The organism is Phyllobacterium sp. NPDC097923, from assembly GCF_044760925.1.
Lineage (GTDB): Bacteria > Pseudomonadota > Alphaproteobacteria > Rhizobiales > Rhizobiaceae > Phyllobacterium > Phyllobacterium calauticae.
The window spans coordinates 18,050-34,872 of sequence record NZ_JBIWBL010000002.1 but is presented as its reverse complement, the minus strand read 5'-3'; the positions used below and the strand labels follow the sequence as shown (position 1 = coordinate 34,872).

11 protein-coding genes and 1 riboswitch are annotated in these 16,823 nt (G+C 60.1%); of the genes, 6 read left to right on the top strand and 5 right to left on the bottom strand.

The window, feature by feature from the left end; translation table 11 throughout:
* Positions 1-57 precede the first annotated feature (57 nt).
* On the top strand, positions 58-435 hold the full coding sequence (locus tag ACIQWS_RS12480; protein WP_403179423.1) for a glyoxalase superfamily protein: 378 nt from the start codon (positions 58-60) through the stop codon (positions 433-435).
* A gap of 120 nt (positions 436-555) precedes the next feature.
* Positions 556-1,191, top strand: a complete 636-nt coding sequence (locus tag ACIQWS_RS12475; RefSeq protein WP_346305267.1) for a LysE family translocator — start codon at positions 556-558, stop codon at positions 1,189-1,191.
* Between the two features lie 37 nt (positions 1,192-1,228).
* On the opposite strand, the gene ACIQWS_RS12470 is transcribed toward ACIQWS_RS12475, so the two are convergent.
* Positions 1,229-2,980: a long-chain-fatty-acid--CoA ligase gene (locus ACIQWS_RS12470; RefSeq protein WP_403180957.1), complete on the bottom strand. Its 1,752-nt coding sequence runs from the start codon at positions 2,978-2,980 to the stop codon at positions 1,229-1,231.
* 607 nt (positions 2,981-3,587) lie between these two features.
* On the opposite strand from ACIQWS_RS12470, the gene ACIQWS_RS12465 reads away from it, so the two are divergent.
* Entirely contained in the window at positions 3,588-5,219 is a 1,632-nt protein-coding gene (locus tag ACIQWS_RS12465; RefSeq protein WP_346305268.1) for a Na+/H+ antiporter, read from the top strand.
* Between the two features lie 18 nt (positions 5,220-5,237).
* Here the strand turns inward: ACIQWS_RS12465 and ilvD are convergent, their stop codons facing one another.
* Positions 5,238-7,091 (bottom strand): dihydroxy-acid dehydratase, encoded by a 1,854-nt coding sequence (gene ilvD / locus ACIQWS_RS12460; protein ID WP_346305269.1) that lies wholly within the window; start codon positions 7,089-7,091, stop codon positions 5,238-5,240.
* A gap of 175 nt (positions 7,092-7,266) precedes the next feature.
* The gene (locus ACIQWS_RS12455; protein ID WP_105733984.1) at positions 7,267-7,503 is read right to left on the bottom strand and encodes an Lrp/AsnC ligand binding domain-containing protein; all 237 of its coding nucleotides are present in this window, start codon (positions 7,501-7,503) and stop codon (positions 7,267-7,269) included.
* 105 nt (positions 7,504-7,608) lie between these two features.
* Positions 7,609-7,695, top strand: a riboswitch (glycine riboswitch).
* A 215-nt stretch (positions 7,696-7,910) separates the two neighbouring features.
* Here ACIQWS_RS12455 and ACIQWS_RS12450 point away from each other — a divergent pair.
* Positions 7,911-9,185, top strand: a complete 1,275-nt coding sequence (locus tag ACIQWS_RS12450) for a D-amino acid dehydrogenase (RefSeq protein WP_403179415.1) — start codon at positions 7,911-7,913, stop codon at positions 9,183-9,185.
* Positions 9,186-9,217: 32 nt separating this feature from the next.
* On the opposite strand, the gene ACIQWS_RS12445 is transcribed toward ACIQWS_RS12450, so the two are convergent.
* Positions 9,218-9,691, bottom strand: coding sequence for a DUF2442 domain-containing protein (locus ACIQWS_RS12445; RefSeq protein ID WP_403179413.1), 474 nt, complete (start codon positions 9,689-9,691; stop codon positions 9,218-9,220).
* Positions 9,663-9,929: a DUF4160 domain-containing protein gene (locus ACIQWS_RS12440; RefSeq protein ID WP_403179410.1), complete on the bottom strand. Its 267-nt coding sequence runs from the start codon at positions 9,927-9,929 to the stop codon at positions 9,663-9,665. Before ACIQWS_RS12440 ends, ACIQWS_RS12445 begins: the two co-directional genes overlap by 29 nt.
* Positions 9,930-10,327: 398 nt before the next feature.
* Between ACIQWS_RS12440 and ACIQWS_RS12435 the strand changes: the two genes are divergently transcribed.
* Positions 10,328-12,214 carry an autotransporter assembly complex family protein gene (locus tag ACIQWS_RS12435; RefSeq protein WP_403180954.1) on the top strand — a complete coding sequence of 629 codons (1,887 nt, stop codon included), beginning with the start codon at positions 10,328-10,330 and terminating at the stop codon, positions 12,212-12,214.
* Positions 12,215-12,240: 26 nt separating this feature from the next.
* The gene (locus tag ACIQWS_RS12430; protein WP_403179408.1) at positions 12,241-16,815 is read left to right on the top strand and encodes a translocation/assembly module TamB domain-containing protein; all 4,575 of its coding nucleotides are present in this window, start codon (positions 12,241-12,243) and stop codon (positions 16,813-16,815) included.
* Positions 16,816-16,823 lie beyond the last annotated feature (8 nt).

The window sequence follows — 16,823 nt, the reverse complement described above, 5'->3', positions numbered from 1 at the left end:
TCCAACCGGCATCGTCCGGGAAAGCCTGCCTGAGCTTTCAAGCCATGAGGTTATGACATGAACGATAGTCCCGCCCGCTCCATCCATTTCGGACGGATAGCCGCCATGCTGCCGGTTGCGGATATGCAGCGCGCCCATGATTTCTACACGGGCGTTCTCGGCTTTTCCAGAACCTTCCAGAATGGTGATCCCGTCGGGTTCATGATTTTGAAACGCGACAATGCCGAACTGCACCTGACATTGCAGAAAGGCCACAAGGCAGTGCCCTTCAATGTCATCCATATGATGGTGGACAATGTCGATGCCCTGCATGCGATCTGCCGGGCACAAGGTCTGCGCATCATCAAGGGTTTGAAGGACAAGGAGTATGGCCTCAGGGCCTTCGTCTTCGAGGATTTCGACGGCAACCGCATTGATGTCGCCCAGCCGCTTTAATCTCCGGCTGCCCTGTCCTTCTCCGTGAAGGACAGGGATGCGCGCCCGCTTGACCGGCTTCGTGCCATGGGTAATGTCAGCGGCAGGGATGTCCGTAATCTGGCGCCAAGAGGGATGATCATGACCGCAACAACGCTTCTGGCCTTTGCTCTCGTCGCTTTCGTCGGCATAGCCACGCCGGGGCCGACGGTTCTTCTGGCTTTGACCAATGGCTCGCGCTTCGGTGTCCGCCGCGCCCTGGCGGGGATGGCGGGTGCGGTCATTTCCGATTTCGTCCTGATCGGCTCCGTTGCCCTTGGCCTTGGCGCTTTGCTTGCGGCCTCGGAGTTCTGGTTCTCGGTGGTCAAATGGCTCGGTGCCGGTTATCTCGCCTTTCTCGGCCTCATGCTTCTGCGCTCGAAGGGAACGCTTGACCTGTCGCTGCGCACAGCCACGCACGAGCCACCGGCAACCACCCGCGCCATCTTTCTCAAGAGCTTCCTTGTTGCGGTGACCAACCCCAAGGGCTACCTGTTCTTTTCGGCCTTCCTGCCGCAATTCATCGCGCCCGATATGCCGCAAATCCCGCAATATGCGGTGCTGGCGGTGATTTTCGCCACGCTCGATTTTGCAATCATGTTCGGTTATGCCCTGCTCGGTTCCCAAGCGGTCCGCGTCCTGAAGAAATCAGGCGCGCTGTGGCTCGACCGCATCTGCGGCGGTGCATTGCTGGCGCTTGCCGGTTCGCTCGCGCTCTACCGGCGTGCCAGCGTCTGAAAAGAAGAAAGCCGCTCGGGGGCGGCTTTCTCGGATGTCAGCCGCGCAACTCGCGCCGCAGGATTTTGCCGACATTGCTTTTCGGCAGCTCGTCGCGGAATTCGACCGTCCGGGGACGCTTGTAGTTGGTCAGCCGCTCGGCACAGAATGCCTTGACCGCCTCTTCCGTGAGCAGGGGATCCTTGCGCACGATGAAGAGCTTGACCACTTCGCCGGAGTGCTCGTTGGGAACGCCGATTGCCGCCGCCTCGCGCACACCGGGATGTTCCATGGCGACTTCTTCGATCTCGTTGGGATAGACATTGAAGCCGGACACCAGGATCATGTCCTTCTTGCGGTCGACGATCTTGGTGTAGCCGCGCTCGTCCATGTAGCCCATGTCGCCGGAGCGGAAGAAGCCGTCCGGCGTCATGACTTTGGCTGTCTCGTCCGGACGGTTCCAGTATCCGGCCATGACCTGCGGCCCGCGAATGCAGATTTCGCCGACTTCCAGCAATGGCAGTTCCTTGCCGTCATCATCGCGAATGGAGAAGTCGGTCGATGGCAGCGGCGTGCCGATCGTGCCGGAGAATTCCGTTGCATCCAGGCGGTTGGCCGAGGCAACCGGCGACGTCTCGGAAAGGCCGAACCCTTCGGTGATCAGGCCGCGCGTCACCTCGAACCAGCGATCGGCGACCGGTCTTTGCACGGCCATGCCACCACCCAGTGTCAGGATCAGGTTACGGAAGTCGAGCTTGCGGAAATCCTCGTTGTTGAGCAGTCCGTTGAAGAGCGTGTTGAGACCGGGGAAGACGTGGATCGGCACTTTCTGCAATTCCTTGACGAAGGCAGGAATGTCGCGCGGATTGGGGATCAGCACATTGTTGCCGCCGAGTTCCATGCTGATCATCGCATTCACGGTGAGGCCGAAAATATGATAGAGCGGCAAGGCGCAGATGAACGTCAGATTGTCCGGACGGCCCTTCTTGCGGAAGCCGACCTCCACCCACAGGCGCATCTGCGTGACATTGGCCACGATGTTGCTGTGCATCAGCACGGCGCCCTTGGAAACCCCTGTCGTACCGCCGGTATATTGCAGGAAGGCGATATCGTCCCGCTTGACCTCGACCGGCTTCAGCGTGAGCGCGGCCCCTTGCGCCAGCGCGGTTTTGAACGGCGTATGACCGGGCAGGGACCAGGCCGGCACCATTTTCTTGACGCGGCGCACGACCAGATTGACGATATGGCCCTTGAGACCCAGCATGTCGCCCATGGTCGCAACGACAACATGTTTGACCGGCGTCGCTGTCAGGACCTTTTGCAGCGTCGTGGCGAAGTTTTCCAGAATGATGATCGCTTTCGCACCGCTGTCCTTGAGCTGATGTTCAAGCTCGCGCGGCGTGTAGAGCGGATTGATATTGACCACAGTCAGGCCCGCCCGCAGAATCGCGGCGATGGCCACCGGATATTGCAGGATGTTCGGCATCATCACCGCGACCCGGTCGCCCTTGACCAGCCCGCGTAACTGGAGCCATGCCGCGAATGCCTGTGACTTGCGATCCATTTCCGCATAGGTCATCACCTTGCCCATGCAGGTAAAGGCCGGCCGGTTGGCGTATTTCTTGTAGGCGGTGGCAAAAAGCGCGTTGATGTTCTCGTAGGGCAGCGGTCCGATCTCGGCGGGAACGCCTTCCGGATAGGATTTGACCCACAGTTTCGGCTCGGGCATTTGGGCGAGGGACGCCGCCTTTGCCGTTGCTGCCTCGGCGGCTGGCGCCGCCGTTTTGGCTTTGGCTGCAGGCTTCTTTATCGCAGGTGTCTTGGCGGGAGTTTTCACCGCCGCTTTTTCCGGTGCTGCACTGTTTGCTTTGGCAGCGGCTTTGGGTTTTGCCGCAATCTTGGCTTCGCTCGCAACCGGCGCTGTGGTTTTCGCGGCAGGTTTTGTTGCCGTTCTTGCAGCCTTGGCAGCCGTCTTTACCACAGCGGGTTTCGCCGCACTGGCGGCTTTCGTTGTCTTGACCTCACCGGCTGGTTTGTTCGCGGCGGCTTTGGCAGTCGTGGCGGCGGGTTTCGCCGTTTTGGCTGGCGCTGCCTTTGCAGTGGCGCGCTTGGCTGTCACGGATGTTTTTACCGGCGTTGTCTGTTTTGCCACATTAACCTCCCCTGATGGTTTCCTTGTAGCTGGCCCACGGTCCTCCAACCCTAAACATGCTACTCAACAATTCTATCTATGGCGATAGGCGGTGCGCTTGCAAGTATTACATTGACGTAAACGTAAAATTGATTGTCGCGGAATTGTCGTGCTTTGCCGCCAATTCACCCAATCGGCACGATCTGGGCGCAAAGTTGCCAAGGTTCGCCTCGACAAAGCACCGGCCTTTCCTTCATCCTGCACCGACAATCAAAATGGATTCGCCGTGGAAACAATCACCATCGTCTTGCTGATGCTTCTGGCCGTTGTGGTCAGTGACTCCATCGTGCGCGTGCTGCCTCTGGCCGTACCGCTGCCGCTGGTGCAGATCGGGCTTGGCGCAGCGATTGCCTCGGTTACCAGCATCCGTGTGCAGCTCGATCCCAACATTTTCTTCCTGCTGTTTCTGCCGCCGCTGTTGTTTCTCGATGGCTGGCGCATCCCCAAGGAGGGTCTTTTCCGGGACAAGGGCATCATTCTGGAGATGGCGCTCGGCCTTGTCATCTTCACGGTGATCGGTGTCGGCTTCTTCGTGCACTGGATGATCCCGTCGGTACCCCTGCCGGTGGCCTTCGCGCTGGCGGCCATCGTCTCGCCGACCGATCCGATCGCTGTTTCCGCCATTGCGGCGCGCGTGCCGATTCCCTCGCGCATGATGCATATTCTCGAAGGGGAATCCCTGCTCAACGATGCGTCCGGCCTCGTCTGTATGCGTTTTGCCGTGGCCGCGATGCTGACCGGCAGCTTCTCGATCACCGAGGCGTTCTTTACGTTCCTCTGGCTTGCTTTTGCCGGCATTGCCATCGGTATCGGCGTGACCATTGGCGTCACGCGCGGCAAGGCATTCCTCGCCCGCAAGCTCGGTGAGGAGAGCGGCTCGCAGATTCTCATCAGCCTGCTCATCCCCTTCGGCGCATACCTGCTGGCCGAACATGTGCATGCCTCGGGCATCCTTGCCGCTGTAGCCGCCGGTATCACCATGAGCTATGCCGAGAACACGGCCCAGTCCATGGCGCTGACCCGCGTGCGCCGCACCGCGGTGTGGGATACGGCGCAGTTCGCCGCCAATGGCGCCATCTTCGTTCTGCTCGGCGAACAGCTGCCCGGCATTTTCTCCGGTGCCGTCGAGAATGTGCGGCACGGCGAGACCAGCCCCTGGTGGCTGTTGGTCTATGTCGTCGTCATTTATGCCGCTCTGGCTGCCCTGCGCTTTCTCTGGGTCTGGGTCTCGTGGCGCGTAACCATGGCGCAGCGCCGCAGGCAGGGTGAGGCCGTGGTCAAGCCAAGCTGGCAGCTGATCGCCGCCATGTCGTTTGCCGGCGTTCGCGGTGCCATCACCCTTGCGGGTATCCTGACACTGCCGCTGTTCCTTTACGATGGCTCGCTGTTTCCGGCCCGCGATCTCGTCATTTTCCTCGCCACCGGTGTGATCATCCTGTCGCTGGTCATGGCCAGCGTCAGCCTGCCGCGCCTGCTGCGCAACATCGACCTGCCCATCGAGGATTCAAACCAGCGCGAAGAGGATTATGCCCGTATCGCTGCCGCGGAAGCCGCAATTATGGCGATCGAACGGGCCCAGCACAGCCTGGCATCGGGTCGCGCTGACGCCGATATCTATACGGATGTCGCCAACCACATCATGGAGCTTTACCGCAAGCGTATTGACGGGCGCATGCAGCTCGGGGAAGAGCGCGAAGAGGTGGCGCGAAGCGAGGAGATCGAGAAGCTGCTGCGCATCACCGCGCTTCGGGCGGAACGGCAGGAAATTCACCGCCTGGTTCGGGCAAGGCGGCTTGAAAGCAGCATTGCCACAAAAATGGTGCGGGATATCGACCTACTGGAAGCCCGCTTCCAGTAGGTATCCGTTGAACCCCGATCAGTTCCAGTCCTCGGGAATCTGGCGCACGGCACCCCGGGCAGCACTGGTTGCCATGGCGCCATAGGCGCGCAGAGCCGTGGTGATCTTGCGCTTGCGCTTTTCTTCCGGCTTCCAAGCAGCGGTGCCCTTGGCTTCCATTTTTGCGCGGCGTTCGGCCAGGATGGCATCGTCGACGGCCAGATGAATCCCGCGGTTCGGAATGTCGATATCGATAATATCGCCATCCTCAACCAGACCAATCAGGCCGCCTTCCGCCGCTTCCGGTGAAACGTGGCCGATGGAAAGGCCGGATGAACCGCCGGAGAACCGGCCATCGGTGATCAGTGCGCAGGCCTTGCCGAGACCCTTCGATTTCAGATAGCTGGTCGGATAGAGCATTTCCTGCATGCCCGGTCCGCCGCGTGGTCCTTCGTAGCGGATCAGCACGATGTCGCCCGGTTTGATGCCGCCATTGAGAATGCCGAGAACAGCACTGTCCTGGCTTTCGAAAATGCGGGCGGGACCGGAGAATTTCAGGATCGAGTCGTCAACACCGGCGGTTTTGACGATGCAGCCGTCTTCCGCCAGATTGCCGTAGAGCACGGCCAGACCACCATCCCTGGAATAGGCGTGTTCAAGATTGCGGATGACACCCTTTTCGCGGTCAAGATCGACATCGGCAAAGCGGCGTTCCTGACTGAAGGCGACCTGTGTGGGGACGCCGCCCGGTGCCGCCTTGAAGAAATCATGCACGGAAGGGTTCTTGCTGCGCACCACATCCCAGCGGTCGAGCGCCGCGCCGAGATTGGCTGCGTGTACGGAATAGACGGATGTATCAAGCAAACCGGCGCGGTCGAGTTCGCCGAGAATACCCATGACACCGCCCGCGTGGTGCACATCTTCCATGTGCACATTGGCAACGGCCGGTGCCACCTTGCACAGGACGGGAACGCGGCGGGACAGGCGGTCGATATCGCTCATGGTGAAGTCGACTTCGCCTTCATGCGCAGCGGCCAGCAGATGCAGCACGGTGTTTGTCGAGCCGCCCATGGCGATATCGAGGGTCATGGCGTTTTCGAAGGCGGCAAACGAAGCGATGGAGCGCGGCAGAACCGTTTCATCGTCCTGTTCGTAATAGCGGCGGGCGAGATCGACCACGAGATGACCGGCCTCGACAAAGAGGCGGCGGCGGTCCGCATGGGTGGCGAGCGTCGAACCGTTGCCCGGCAGGGAAAGGCCGAGTGCCTCGGTCAGGCAGTTCATGGAATTGGCGGTGAACATGCCGGAGCAGGAACCACAGGTCGGGCAGGCCGAGCGCTCGATGGCCTTCACTTCCTCGTCGGAAATGCGGTCGTCAGCGGCCGCAACCATGGCATCGACCAGGTCGAGCTTCTTTTCCTTGTCTTCCCAGACGACTTTGCCCGCTTCCATCGGTCCGCCGGAGACAAAAACGACGGGGATGTTGAGGCGCAGCGCTGCCATCAGCATGCCGGGCGTGATCTTGTCGCAGTTGGAAATGCAGACCATGGCATCCGCACAGTGGGCGTTGACCATATATTCGACGCTGTCGGCGATGATTTCACGCGACGGCAGGGAATAAAGCATGCCGTCGTGACCCATGGCGATGCCGTCATCCACGGCAATCGTGTTGAATTCCTTGGCGACGCCGCCGGCGCTTTCGATCTCGCGCGCCACGAGCTGGCCGAGATCCTTCAGGTGGACGTGGCCGGGCACGAACTGGGTGAACGAGTTCACCACGGCGATGATCGGCTTGCCGAAATCCTCGTCTTTCATGCCGGTCGCGCGCCAGAGCCCGCGGGCTCCTGCCATGTTGCGGCCATGTGTGGTTGTGCGTGAACGATAAGGAGGCATTGTCGAAAATCCTGCTGATGACGGGCGAGGGAGCATCTCTTACAGAAAAAGTGCTTCCATGGCAAAAGAATGGAATTTTATTGCCTTGAAGGGGCGTGTTTCATTGCATTGATTACATAAGGCAGATACCGGGCGCATGAAACGGGACGTAATGTCTCGCCCCGCCGAGGGCCTGTCAGAACGCGGTGAAGGTCAGCGTTGTCAGCGATCGCGCAATGCCTGATATATCGAGCACGTTGGTGTTAATGAATTTGCCGATATCCTGATCTTCCGGAATGTAGATCTTGGCCAGAAGGTCGAACTCGCCGCTGGTCGAATAAAGCTCCGAGACGATTTCACGCTCGAACAGGGTTTTTGCAACTTCGTATGTCTTGCCGGGTGCGCATTGCAGTTGCAGAAAGACAGGCTTCATAAATTCCTCCGGAAGGCTGGGCGATTTTCAGTCAGCATAATTGCTGCGACGCTTCTTAGCCAGTTGTTCTCGTCTCGCAACTGCGATATATATCCCCGCGTTCGCACAGACTATCTGGGAGAGACCGGTAAAACCGGCGCCGATGGAGCAACCGCCCCGGAAACTCTCAGGCAAAAGGACCAGAATAGTCTAGAACATCTGGAGAGAGGTATGGCTTGAACAGTCGTACCCACCGAAGGAGAAAGCCCTGCCCGGTTGCATGACCGGAAAAAGGCGCCGACGACACGGATGACAAACATCCGGCGGGCGCTCAAAGGGCCAAGCTCTCAGGTTCCGTGACAGATGGGGTTTCGTGCCGTTGTCAACGGCGAAACTGAAACCATGTGTTGCTTGAGGCCCGTTTTATCATGACCCATATCGCCATTATCGGCGCCGGTATCACCGGCGTGACGACTGCCTATGCGCTTGCCCGCCAGGGCTATTCCGTCACCGTGTTCGACCGCAACCGCTATGCGGCCATGGAAACATCCTTCGCCAATGGCGGTCAGCTCTCCGCATCCAATGCGGAGGTGTGGAACAGCTGGTCCACGGTGCTTAAAGGCATGAAGTGGATGCTGCGCAAGGATGCGCCGCTGCTGATGAACCCGAAACCCTCCTGGCACAAATATTCCTGGATGGCGGAATTCGTCATGAACATCCCGCACTACGAAGAAAATACCATCGCCACCACCAGGCTCGCCATTGAAGCGCGCAAGCGCATGTTCGAAATCGCTGCGGATGAAAAGATCGATTTCGACCTGGAAAAGCGCGGGATCCTGCATATTTACCGCTCGAAATATGGTTATGACCACGCCGTCAAGGTCAACAGACTGCTGGAGGCCGGCGGTCTCGATCGCCGCGCCGTCACCAACGAGGAAATCCGCAGCATCGAACCGGCCCTGAACGGTTCCTTCTATGGCGGGTTCTTCACGCCATCCGATTCGACCGGCGATATCCACAAATTCACCCGCGGCCTTGCCGCTGCTGCCATCCGCTATGGCGTGCGCTTCATTGGCGACGCTGATGTGGCGGAGTTGAAGCATGGCACCGGTGGCGTTGTGGTTGCATGGAACAGGGCCTCCGTTGCCGATGCTAAGGCGGAGACGGAGCGTTTTGACGCCATCGTCATCTGCGCCGGCATTGCCAGCCGCAAATTTGCCGCCCAGCTCGGCGACCGCGTCAATATCTATCCGGTCAAGGGATACTCGATCACCGTCAATCTGGACGATGCCGGGAGCCAGGAGTCGGCGCCATGGGTGAGCCTGCTCGACGATGATGCAAAGATCGTCACAAGCCGTCTTGGGGCGGGGCGCCTGCGTGTAGCCGGTACAGCCGAATACAATGGCGAGAACCGCGACATTCGCCACGACCGGGTCAAGCCGCTGGTCGACTGGAGCCGCGACCTGTTCCCGGGCATGGACACGTCCAATGTGGTGCCGTGGGCCGGCCTGCGCCCGATGATGCCGAACATGCTGCCGCGTGTCGGCGCGGGCAAGCGGCCCGGTGTGTTCTACAACACCGGCCATGGCCATCTCGGCTGGACACTGTCTGCCGCCACGGCTGAAATCGTCGCCGGGCACATCAGCGCCGCCATGCCCGTCAATGCTAGCCCGCAGGGCGGCTGGCTCGCCGCAGCAGAATAAACCGGCTTGCACGCAAAGGAGTGCCTGTTGCCTCAGGTTCCCTTTTTATGGTGTTCGACCAGGTAGCGGGTGGCAAGCGCGATGTGCCGTGGAATGGGCTTATCTCTACGGAAATCGGCGATCAGGCGGCGTGAGACTTCAAGCGCTGCCGCCATGCCATCAAGGCTCATGCCAAGCTCATCCATGGCAGTTCTGAATTCCTGATTGTCGAATGTCACCGGGGGGAGGCGCGCAATCCACACCGCTGAAAAATCCAGCTCATCCGTCCATTCGATCGCCTCGCCATATTCACTGACGCGCACGGTACTGAACAGGTCGTCATTTTCCCGCAGTGGTATGTAGACACGGCGACTGGCAAAGGCGGGAGCAAGATCCACGATCTTCGTTTCACCCGAGCGCCATGTGACGGCAACCTTACGCCCATCCAGCGGAACAACGTCTCTGATGCGGGGTAGCGGCAACCCGACATTGATGATGTCATCGTTCTCTAAGCCTGTCCCACTCACGTTCGAGCCTTTCCTTGTTCTGCGAAGCCCACTGCAATGCCGTTTGACGAATGCTCGACGGTACCCAGCCGCCAATGGTGGAAAAATCTGAAATTCTGATGAGCGCTTGATAATCCGGGGTCACAACGTGGAAATGCGGCGGGTTATGATCGTCAGCAAACATCCGGATGAGTATTTTTCCAATTCTGGCAATGGTTGGCATTTTTAAAATAGCTTTCGATAAAATAGTGCACAACATGCACTTTGTCAATAATTAGTGCGCAGCGTGCACTTTAAGAGTTGCGGCACTTGAAAACGCAAATGTGTCATTCAGCGATGCGGGTGGAAATGGGTTTGGCTTCAGGCGAACTATTGCGCGCGGCACATAAAAAGTGATTGGCGTTTAAATGCGCTTGTATCGCGGTTTTGTGGCGATATGGCCACTAATGCCGGGTTGCATGGCCGATCAGGTGCCATTGCGGGTTGGCCAGCTTTTCCCGGCATGTTATCGTTTTCTTAAGCTCGAAGGGCGAATTTTATCAATTGCAGGCAGCGTGCGCACGGTCCCTGCAGTGTATCCTTGTGTTTATTGATGTGTAGGGAATTTGCTGGTTGATGGACTTGAAGCGCCCACAGGCCAGTTGTTTCGGTGCCGCATTGCTGGCCCTTACGGCCCTTGTCTCGCCTGCCCAGGCCTTTGATCTTTTCGGCGTTCATCTCTGGGGTGCCAAGAAGGAGGACGATCCGGATTCGGTCATCGCCGATCCGCAGAGATACACGGTTGAAACCGCTGCTTCGACAAGCGATGAAACCAAGGCGCTCGTGGAGGGCGCATCGAGCCTGTTTGCCGACAAGGACAAGCCTGCCTCCGGTGCGGCGGGACTGCTCGCCAAGGCGCGCGGAGACTACCGCCGCATCCTTGGTGCGCTCTATGCGGACGGCCGCTATGGCGGCACCATCAGCATTCAGGTCGATGGCAAGGAGGCGAGCGATATTCCGCCGGATGCCGTGCTGTCCAAGCCGGCCAAGGTGGTCATTTCAGTCGATCCCGGATCACAATTCTTGTTTGCGTCGGCCCGGGTCAAGAACATGGCGCCGCCGACGCTCGACCCGAAAGACTTTGTCGAAAGCCCGGAGAAACAGGGCTACATCGCTGGCGAGATCGCCCGCTCGACAGCCATCGTCAAAGCTGAGCGGCTGGTGGTCGATGCCTGGCGCCAGCAGGGGCATCCAAAAGCCAGAATTGTCAGCCGGGAAGTTATTGCCGACCACGAGACCAACCGGGTTGACGCGACCATCGATGCCGATCCCGGTGCCAAGGCTGGTTTTGGACCGGTGCAGGTCAAGGGCACCGAGCGCATGGACCCGGAATTCGTGGCGTTCATCACCGGCCTGCAGCCGGGACAGGAATACGATCCCGACGAAATCGAGAGAGCCAAGAAACGGCTGTCGCGCCTCGAAGTCTTCCGCTCGGCTCGGATCGAGGAAGGCGATGCAATTGATAGCAACGGCCTGCTGCCGATCACCGTGGCGGTGCAGGAACAGAAGTTGCGCCGCTTCGGCGTTGGCGGCAGTTATTCGACGCTGGACGGTCTCGGTCTTGAGACATACTGGCTGCACCGCAACCTCTTCGGCCGGGCGGAACGGCTGCGCATTGACGCCAAGATCGGCGGCATCGGCAGTCAGTCCTACGATCCCTCGGAATACAGCTATCTGCTGGGTGCAAGTTTCACCAAGCCTGGCGTTTATACGCCTGATACCGATTTCATCGCCTCGCTGATTGGCGAGCGCAAGGTGCTCGATGCCTACACGCAGACGTCGATTACGGCCGATGCCGGGTTCACCCAGATTTTCTCCGATGAGCTCTCTGGCAGGCTTACGGCCAATGTTTCCAAATCGCAGTTCAAGGACGATTTCTTCGGCACGCGCGATTTTCTCACCGTCGGTCTGCTGGGCGGCCTCACCTATGACAGCCGCAACAGCAAGGTCGATCCGGCGCGCGGCTATTTTCTGGAAGGGTTGCTGTCGCCGTTCTACGAGATCGAGCATGGCAACTTCGCCACCAAATTCACGGCGGAGGGCCGCACCTATTTCGGCTTCGGCAAGGACGACCGGTTCGTGCTCGCCAGCCGCCTGAAACTCGGCACGATTGTCGGCGCAGAAATTGCCGAACTGCCTTCGGACCAGTTGTTCTTTGCCGGTGGCGGCGGTTCGGTGCGCGGCTACGCCTATCGCAACATCGGCGTCAATGTCGAGCGCAACGGCACAAGCTATGTGATCGGCGGGCGGTCACTGGTCGAGGGATCCGTGGAGGCGCGCGCCAAGATCACGAACACCATCGGTGCCGTCGGTTTTGTCGATGCGGGCTATGTGGGTGAAGAGTCTTTCCCCGATTTTGCCCAGCAGTTGCGTGTGGGCGTTGGTGCCGGCATTCGTTACAATACGGGCCTTGGCCCGATCCGCCTCGATGTGGCCATGCCGCTCGACCGGCGGACAAACGACCCGAGTTTTGCATTCTACGTTGGTATAGGACAGGCGTTTTGACCCGGATTTTCGCAGTCATATTCCTTATGCTTTTTGCAGCACCGGCTTTCGCGCAGGATAGCGCCGAGGCGGAAAAGTCCTATTTCCTCAGCTTCGTCGAGGAACAGCTGTCGACACCCAATCGCCAGATTTCCATTTCCGACATTCAGGGCGTGCTGTCGTCGGAAGCCAATATTGGCAGCATCACCATTGCCGACCGTGAAGGAATCTGGCTGCGCATTACCAACGCGAAAATTGTCTGGAGCCGTCTGGCGTTGCTGCGCGGGCGTCTGGATATCAACAGCCTCGGCGCGGAGCGCATCGATGTCATGCGCAAGCCGCTGCCGGACACCAGCAGCCTGCCTTCACCCGAAGCCAAGGGTTTCAGTCTGCCGGAGTTGCCGCTTGCGGTCATCCTGCAGGATTTGCAGGTAGGACGCGTTGCCTTCGGCGACAGTATTTTCGGGTTGAAGTCGGAAATCTCTCTGGCGGGCAGCCTGACGCTCGATGGCGGCTCCCTGGATTCGAACCTCAAGGTGCAGCGCCTTGACGGCCCGGGCGGCACCTTTGCGATCAAGGCGGCCTATGCCAAGGAAAGCCAGAAGCTCGACCTGGATCTGTCGCTCAATGAACCGCAGAACGGTATTGCCGCCAATCTTCTCAATATTGAAGGCAGGCCGCCAGTCGCACTTTCGCTGAAGGGATCGGGCCCGCTCAGCGATATTGCCTTGCAGTTGACGCTCGATGCCGCGGGCAAGCGCGTTCTCACCGGCAGCACGCAGATCAACCGTCAGGGCGAGGGACTTGCGTTCAAGACAACCGTCGATGGCGCGATTGCCATGCTGGTTCCGCCGCTCTTCCGGGATTTCTTCGGCAACGATACCGCGCTGGCGGTCAATGGCGTGGTGCGCGATGCCGGCGGTGTTTCGCTTGACCGGTTGAACATCAAGAGCGCTGCCCTTGCGGTCGATGCGACAGCCGATACAACCAACGATGGATTTTTGCGCCGCCTGAAGGTGGACGCCTCGATTGCCGATCCCAGCGGCAAGAAGGTCATTCTGCCGGTTGCGGGCGGCCAGACAACCGTCGACAAGGCTGTGCTGGCGGTTGCGTTCGGGGCAAGTGCCGGCAATGACTGGTCGAGCACGCTTGACGTTACCAACCTCACCACCAACAATTTTGCCGCCAAAACGGTCAATCTCGTTGCCAAAGGCCTGGCGGAAAATCTCGACAACCCGGCCGCCCGTTCCCTGAGCTATGATGTGAACGGCAATGTCTCCGGCATCACGGCCAAGCGCGCCGATATCGCCAAGGCACTGGGCGACCTGATCCAGCTGAAGATCAACGGCGACTGGAAGGCTGGTACGCCGGTCAATCTCAAACAGGCGCTGGTTGCCGCCAACGGCTTCAGCACGGCGCTGGCCGGCACCATCGACAAGTTCATCTATAACGGCGATATCCTGGTCAAGGCATCGAGCATCGCACCGTTTTCCGAACTTGCCGGACGCGATCTCGCCGGCGCGCTCGATCTGAAGGCCAATGGTGCTGTCGAAGCGCTGACGGGTGGCTTCAATCTGATGCTGGATGGCCATGCAACCGGCATGACGCTTGGCATTGATGCGGCGGATCGCGTGCTTGAGGGCGAAACCCGTATCACCGGCGGCCTTGCGCGCGGCGAAGCGGGTCTGAGCGCCAGGAACTTCCGGGTCGAAAACCCGCAGACGCTGGTGACTGCCAATGGCACCTTTGCCACGGGCGCTGCCAATTTCGATTTCGGTCTCGATCTCACCAACCTCGCGCTCCTGTCGGAAAAGACCAGCGGCGCGCTCAAGGTCAAGGGCAGCGCGCGCGGCAGTGAGGGCATCATCGCTCTTGCCTTTAATGCCGGGGTTCCGGATGGCAAACTTTCCGGGCGGAAGCTCAGCGAAGGCGCGTTCTCCTTCAACGGACTTCTGCTCAAGGATGCTCTGGACGGCAAGGTGTCCGGTCTGGCGTTCCTCGACGGCGTGCGGGCCGATCTTGCCACGGAACTTGCCTTGCGCAAGGACGAAAAACGCCTGAGCAATATCCAGTTCATTGCCGGCGGCACGCGGCTGCGCGGTGATGTCACCCAGGACAAGAAGGGGCTGCTTCAGGGCAACCTGACCCTCGCGTCCAGCGATGCGTCGACGGCCGCAGCCCTGTTCCTCATGGAGGCGACCGGCAAGGCGAACGCCGCCATTGCGCTGAGCCATGATGAGGAGAGCCAGAACATCGACATCAAGGGCGATATTGACGGGCTGAAGGCCAACAATGTCATCGTCGGCAAGGCGGCGATTGTGCTGGCCGCCCAGAACATCTTCAAGGTTCCGTCCGCCAACGGCACGATCACGGCCACCACGGTTTCGGCCGGTGGTGTCGATATCTCAACCCTCGATGCCCAGGCCGCGCAACAGGGCAAGACCACCGATTTCAAGCTGAACGCCGCGCTGAAAAATGGTGCGAAGACATCCGTTGGCGGTTCGCTCCAACCGACGGAAAAGGGCTTTCTCCTGTCGCTCGCCAATGCGGACCTGACCCGTGGCGCGCTTGCCGCCCGGCTGGTCCAGCCGGCCGCCATCAATGTCGCCGACAGCAATGTTTCCTTCGGTGATATCATTCTGGATATCGGCAAGGGCAAGGTCACGATCCGCGGCGATGTCGCCGAGAAGCTGGACCTTGCCGTTGCCATCGAAAAGCTGCCGCTCGATGTCGCCAATGCGGTCAAGCCCGATCTGGGACTGGGCGGTGAAGTCAATGGCACCGCCAGGATCGGCGGCACGCGCGACAAGCCCGACGTGAACTTCAATGTGCAGGCCCGTGCGATCACCGCCGCCGTGCTGAAAAAGGCCGGACTGGACGGCCTCAATCTGGACGCCAAGGGCACATCGACCACCGATCAGCTCAATGTCGATGCGCGCCTGACTGGTGCAAACGGGCTCGATGCGTCGGCCAAAGGCTCGGTTCCGCTGACGCCGGGACAGCTTGCCGTCGATCTGACACTCGGCAACCTGCCGTTGCGCGCTCTGAATGGCGTCGTCAAGGATCAGAACCTGGCAGGCAACGTCACCGGCAGGGGCCGCATCACCGGCACGGTGCAAAAGCCCAATGCGGAGTTTGACCTGAAGGGGTCGGGCCTGTCCGCCAAGCCTTTGCAGGACGCCGGTCTGTCGCCGTTGCAGCTGACCGCCGCCGGCCGCTTTGCCAATGATACGCTGACGCTGGCCTCGGCCAAGGCTGACGGGCCGCAGGGTTTCACCGTGTCGGCCAATGGCAATGTGCCGGTTTCCGGAAACGGGCTTGGCATCAATGTAACGGGCAATATCCCGTTGTCCCTGGCCAACCGCTTCCTTGCCGATCGCGGCACGCAGGCAAAGGGCAATATTGACGTCACAGCATCCGTCTCCGGCAGCTTCCAGCAGCCGCTGATCCGCGGCATGTTCTCGGCCAATGGTGCCGAAGTGGTGGATCCCGAAACCAATCTGCGGCTGCAGCGCATTACCCTGCTTGGCAGCATGGAAGGACAGACCGTCACCATCCGCACGCTCAATGCCGGGCTTTCCACCGGCGGTACCGTCAGCGCCACGGGCACCATCTCCACCGATGCAGCGGCCAATTTCCCCGCCAACATCCAGATCAAGCTCGACAAGGCCCGCTATGCCGACGGCAATCTTGTCGTCGCCACGCTGACCGGTGCGCTCGGCGTCAACGGCCCCTTGACGCGCGATCCCGTGATTTCCGGCAACATTAATGTCGACCGTGCGGAAATCAGCGTTCCCGAAAGCTTTGGCGGTTCGTCGGCGGTCATCGACGTCAAGCACAAGAAGACGCCGAAGGCCGTCGCCACGACGCTGAAGCGCGCCAAGGCCGACCAACCCGCCACGGCAACACCCACCGCGCGGCCCAGTGTGGTGCGGCTCGATATCAATGTGACAGCGCCCAACAAGATCTTCGTGCGCGGCCGGGGTCTGGATACGGAGATCGGCGGCTCAGTGCGGCTCACTGGCCCCGCAACCGATATCCAGCCGGTCGGTGCGTTCGACCTGGTGCGCGGGCGCCTTGAAATTCTCGGGCAGCGTATCACCTTCACCGAAGGCCAGGTCACGCTGGTCGGGGATCTCAACCCGGAACTCAATTTCGTCGCGAGCACCCAGAGCAGCGACATTACCGTCAATGTCACGGTCAAGGGGCGGGTATCCGATCTGCAGATCGCGTTCTCGTCGCAGCCGGAATTGCCGCAGGACGAAGTCCTTGCCCGCCTGATCTTCAACCGTTCCATCAGTGAATTGTCGCCATTGCAGATTGCGCGGCTGGCAGCCGCCGCGGCCGAACTGGCCGGCGGATCGAACTCATCCCTGCTCGACAGCCTGCGCAAAGGCACTGGCCTCGACGATCTCGATGTGACGACGGACAGCGAAGGCAATGCCGGTGTCAAGGCCGGGCGCTATATCCGCGACAATGTCTATCTTGGCGTGGAAGCGGGTGCCGGCGGCAAGACCAAGGGCACGATCAATCTCGACGTGACGCCGCAGCTGAAGGCCAAGGGCTCCGTCGGCAGCGATGGTGACTCTGGCGCCGGCGTGTTCTTCGAAAGAGATTACTGACCGGCGCT

Excerpts from the sequence above, each read along its gene's own strand:
- ACIQWS_RS12480 (WP_403179423.1), top strand. The coding sequence starts at position 58 with ATGAACGATAGTCCCGCCCGCTCCATCCATTTCGGACGGATAGCCGCC.
- ACIQWS_RS12475 (WP_346305267.1), top strand. The coding sequence starts at position 556 with ATGACCGCAACAACGCTTCTGGCCTTTGCTCTCGTCGCTTTCGTCGGC.
- ilvD (WP_346305269.1), bottom strand. The coding sequence starts at position 7,091 with ATGCCTCCTTATCGTTCACGCACAACCACACATGGCCGCAACATGGCA.
- ACIQWS_RS12455 (WP_105733984.1), bottom strand. The coding sequence starts at position 7,503 with ATGAAGCCTGTCTTTCTGCAACTGCAATGCGCACCCGGCAAGACATAC.
- ACIQWS_RS12450 (WP_403179415.1), top strand. The coding sequence starts at position 7,911 with ATGACCCATATCGCCATTATCGGCGCCGGTATCACCGGCGTGACGACT.
- ACIQWS_RS12440 (WP_403179410.1), bottom strand. The coding sequence starts at position 9,929 with ATGTTGTGCACTATTTTATCGAAAGCTATTTTAAAAATGCCAACCATT.
- ACIQWS_RS12430 (WP_403179408.1), top strand. The coding sequence starts at position 12,241 with ATGCTTTTTGCAGCACCGGCTTTCGCGCAGGATAGCGCCGAGGCGGAA.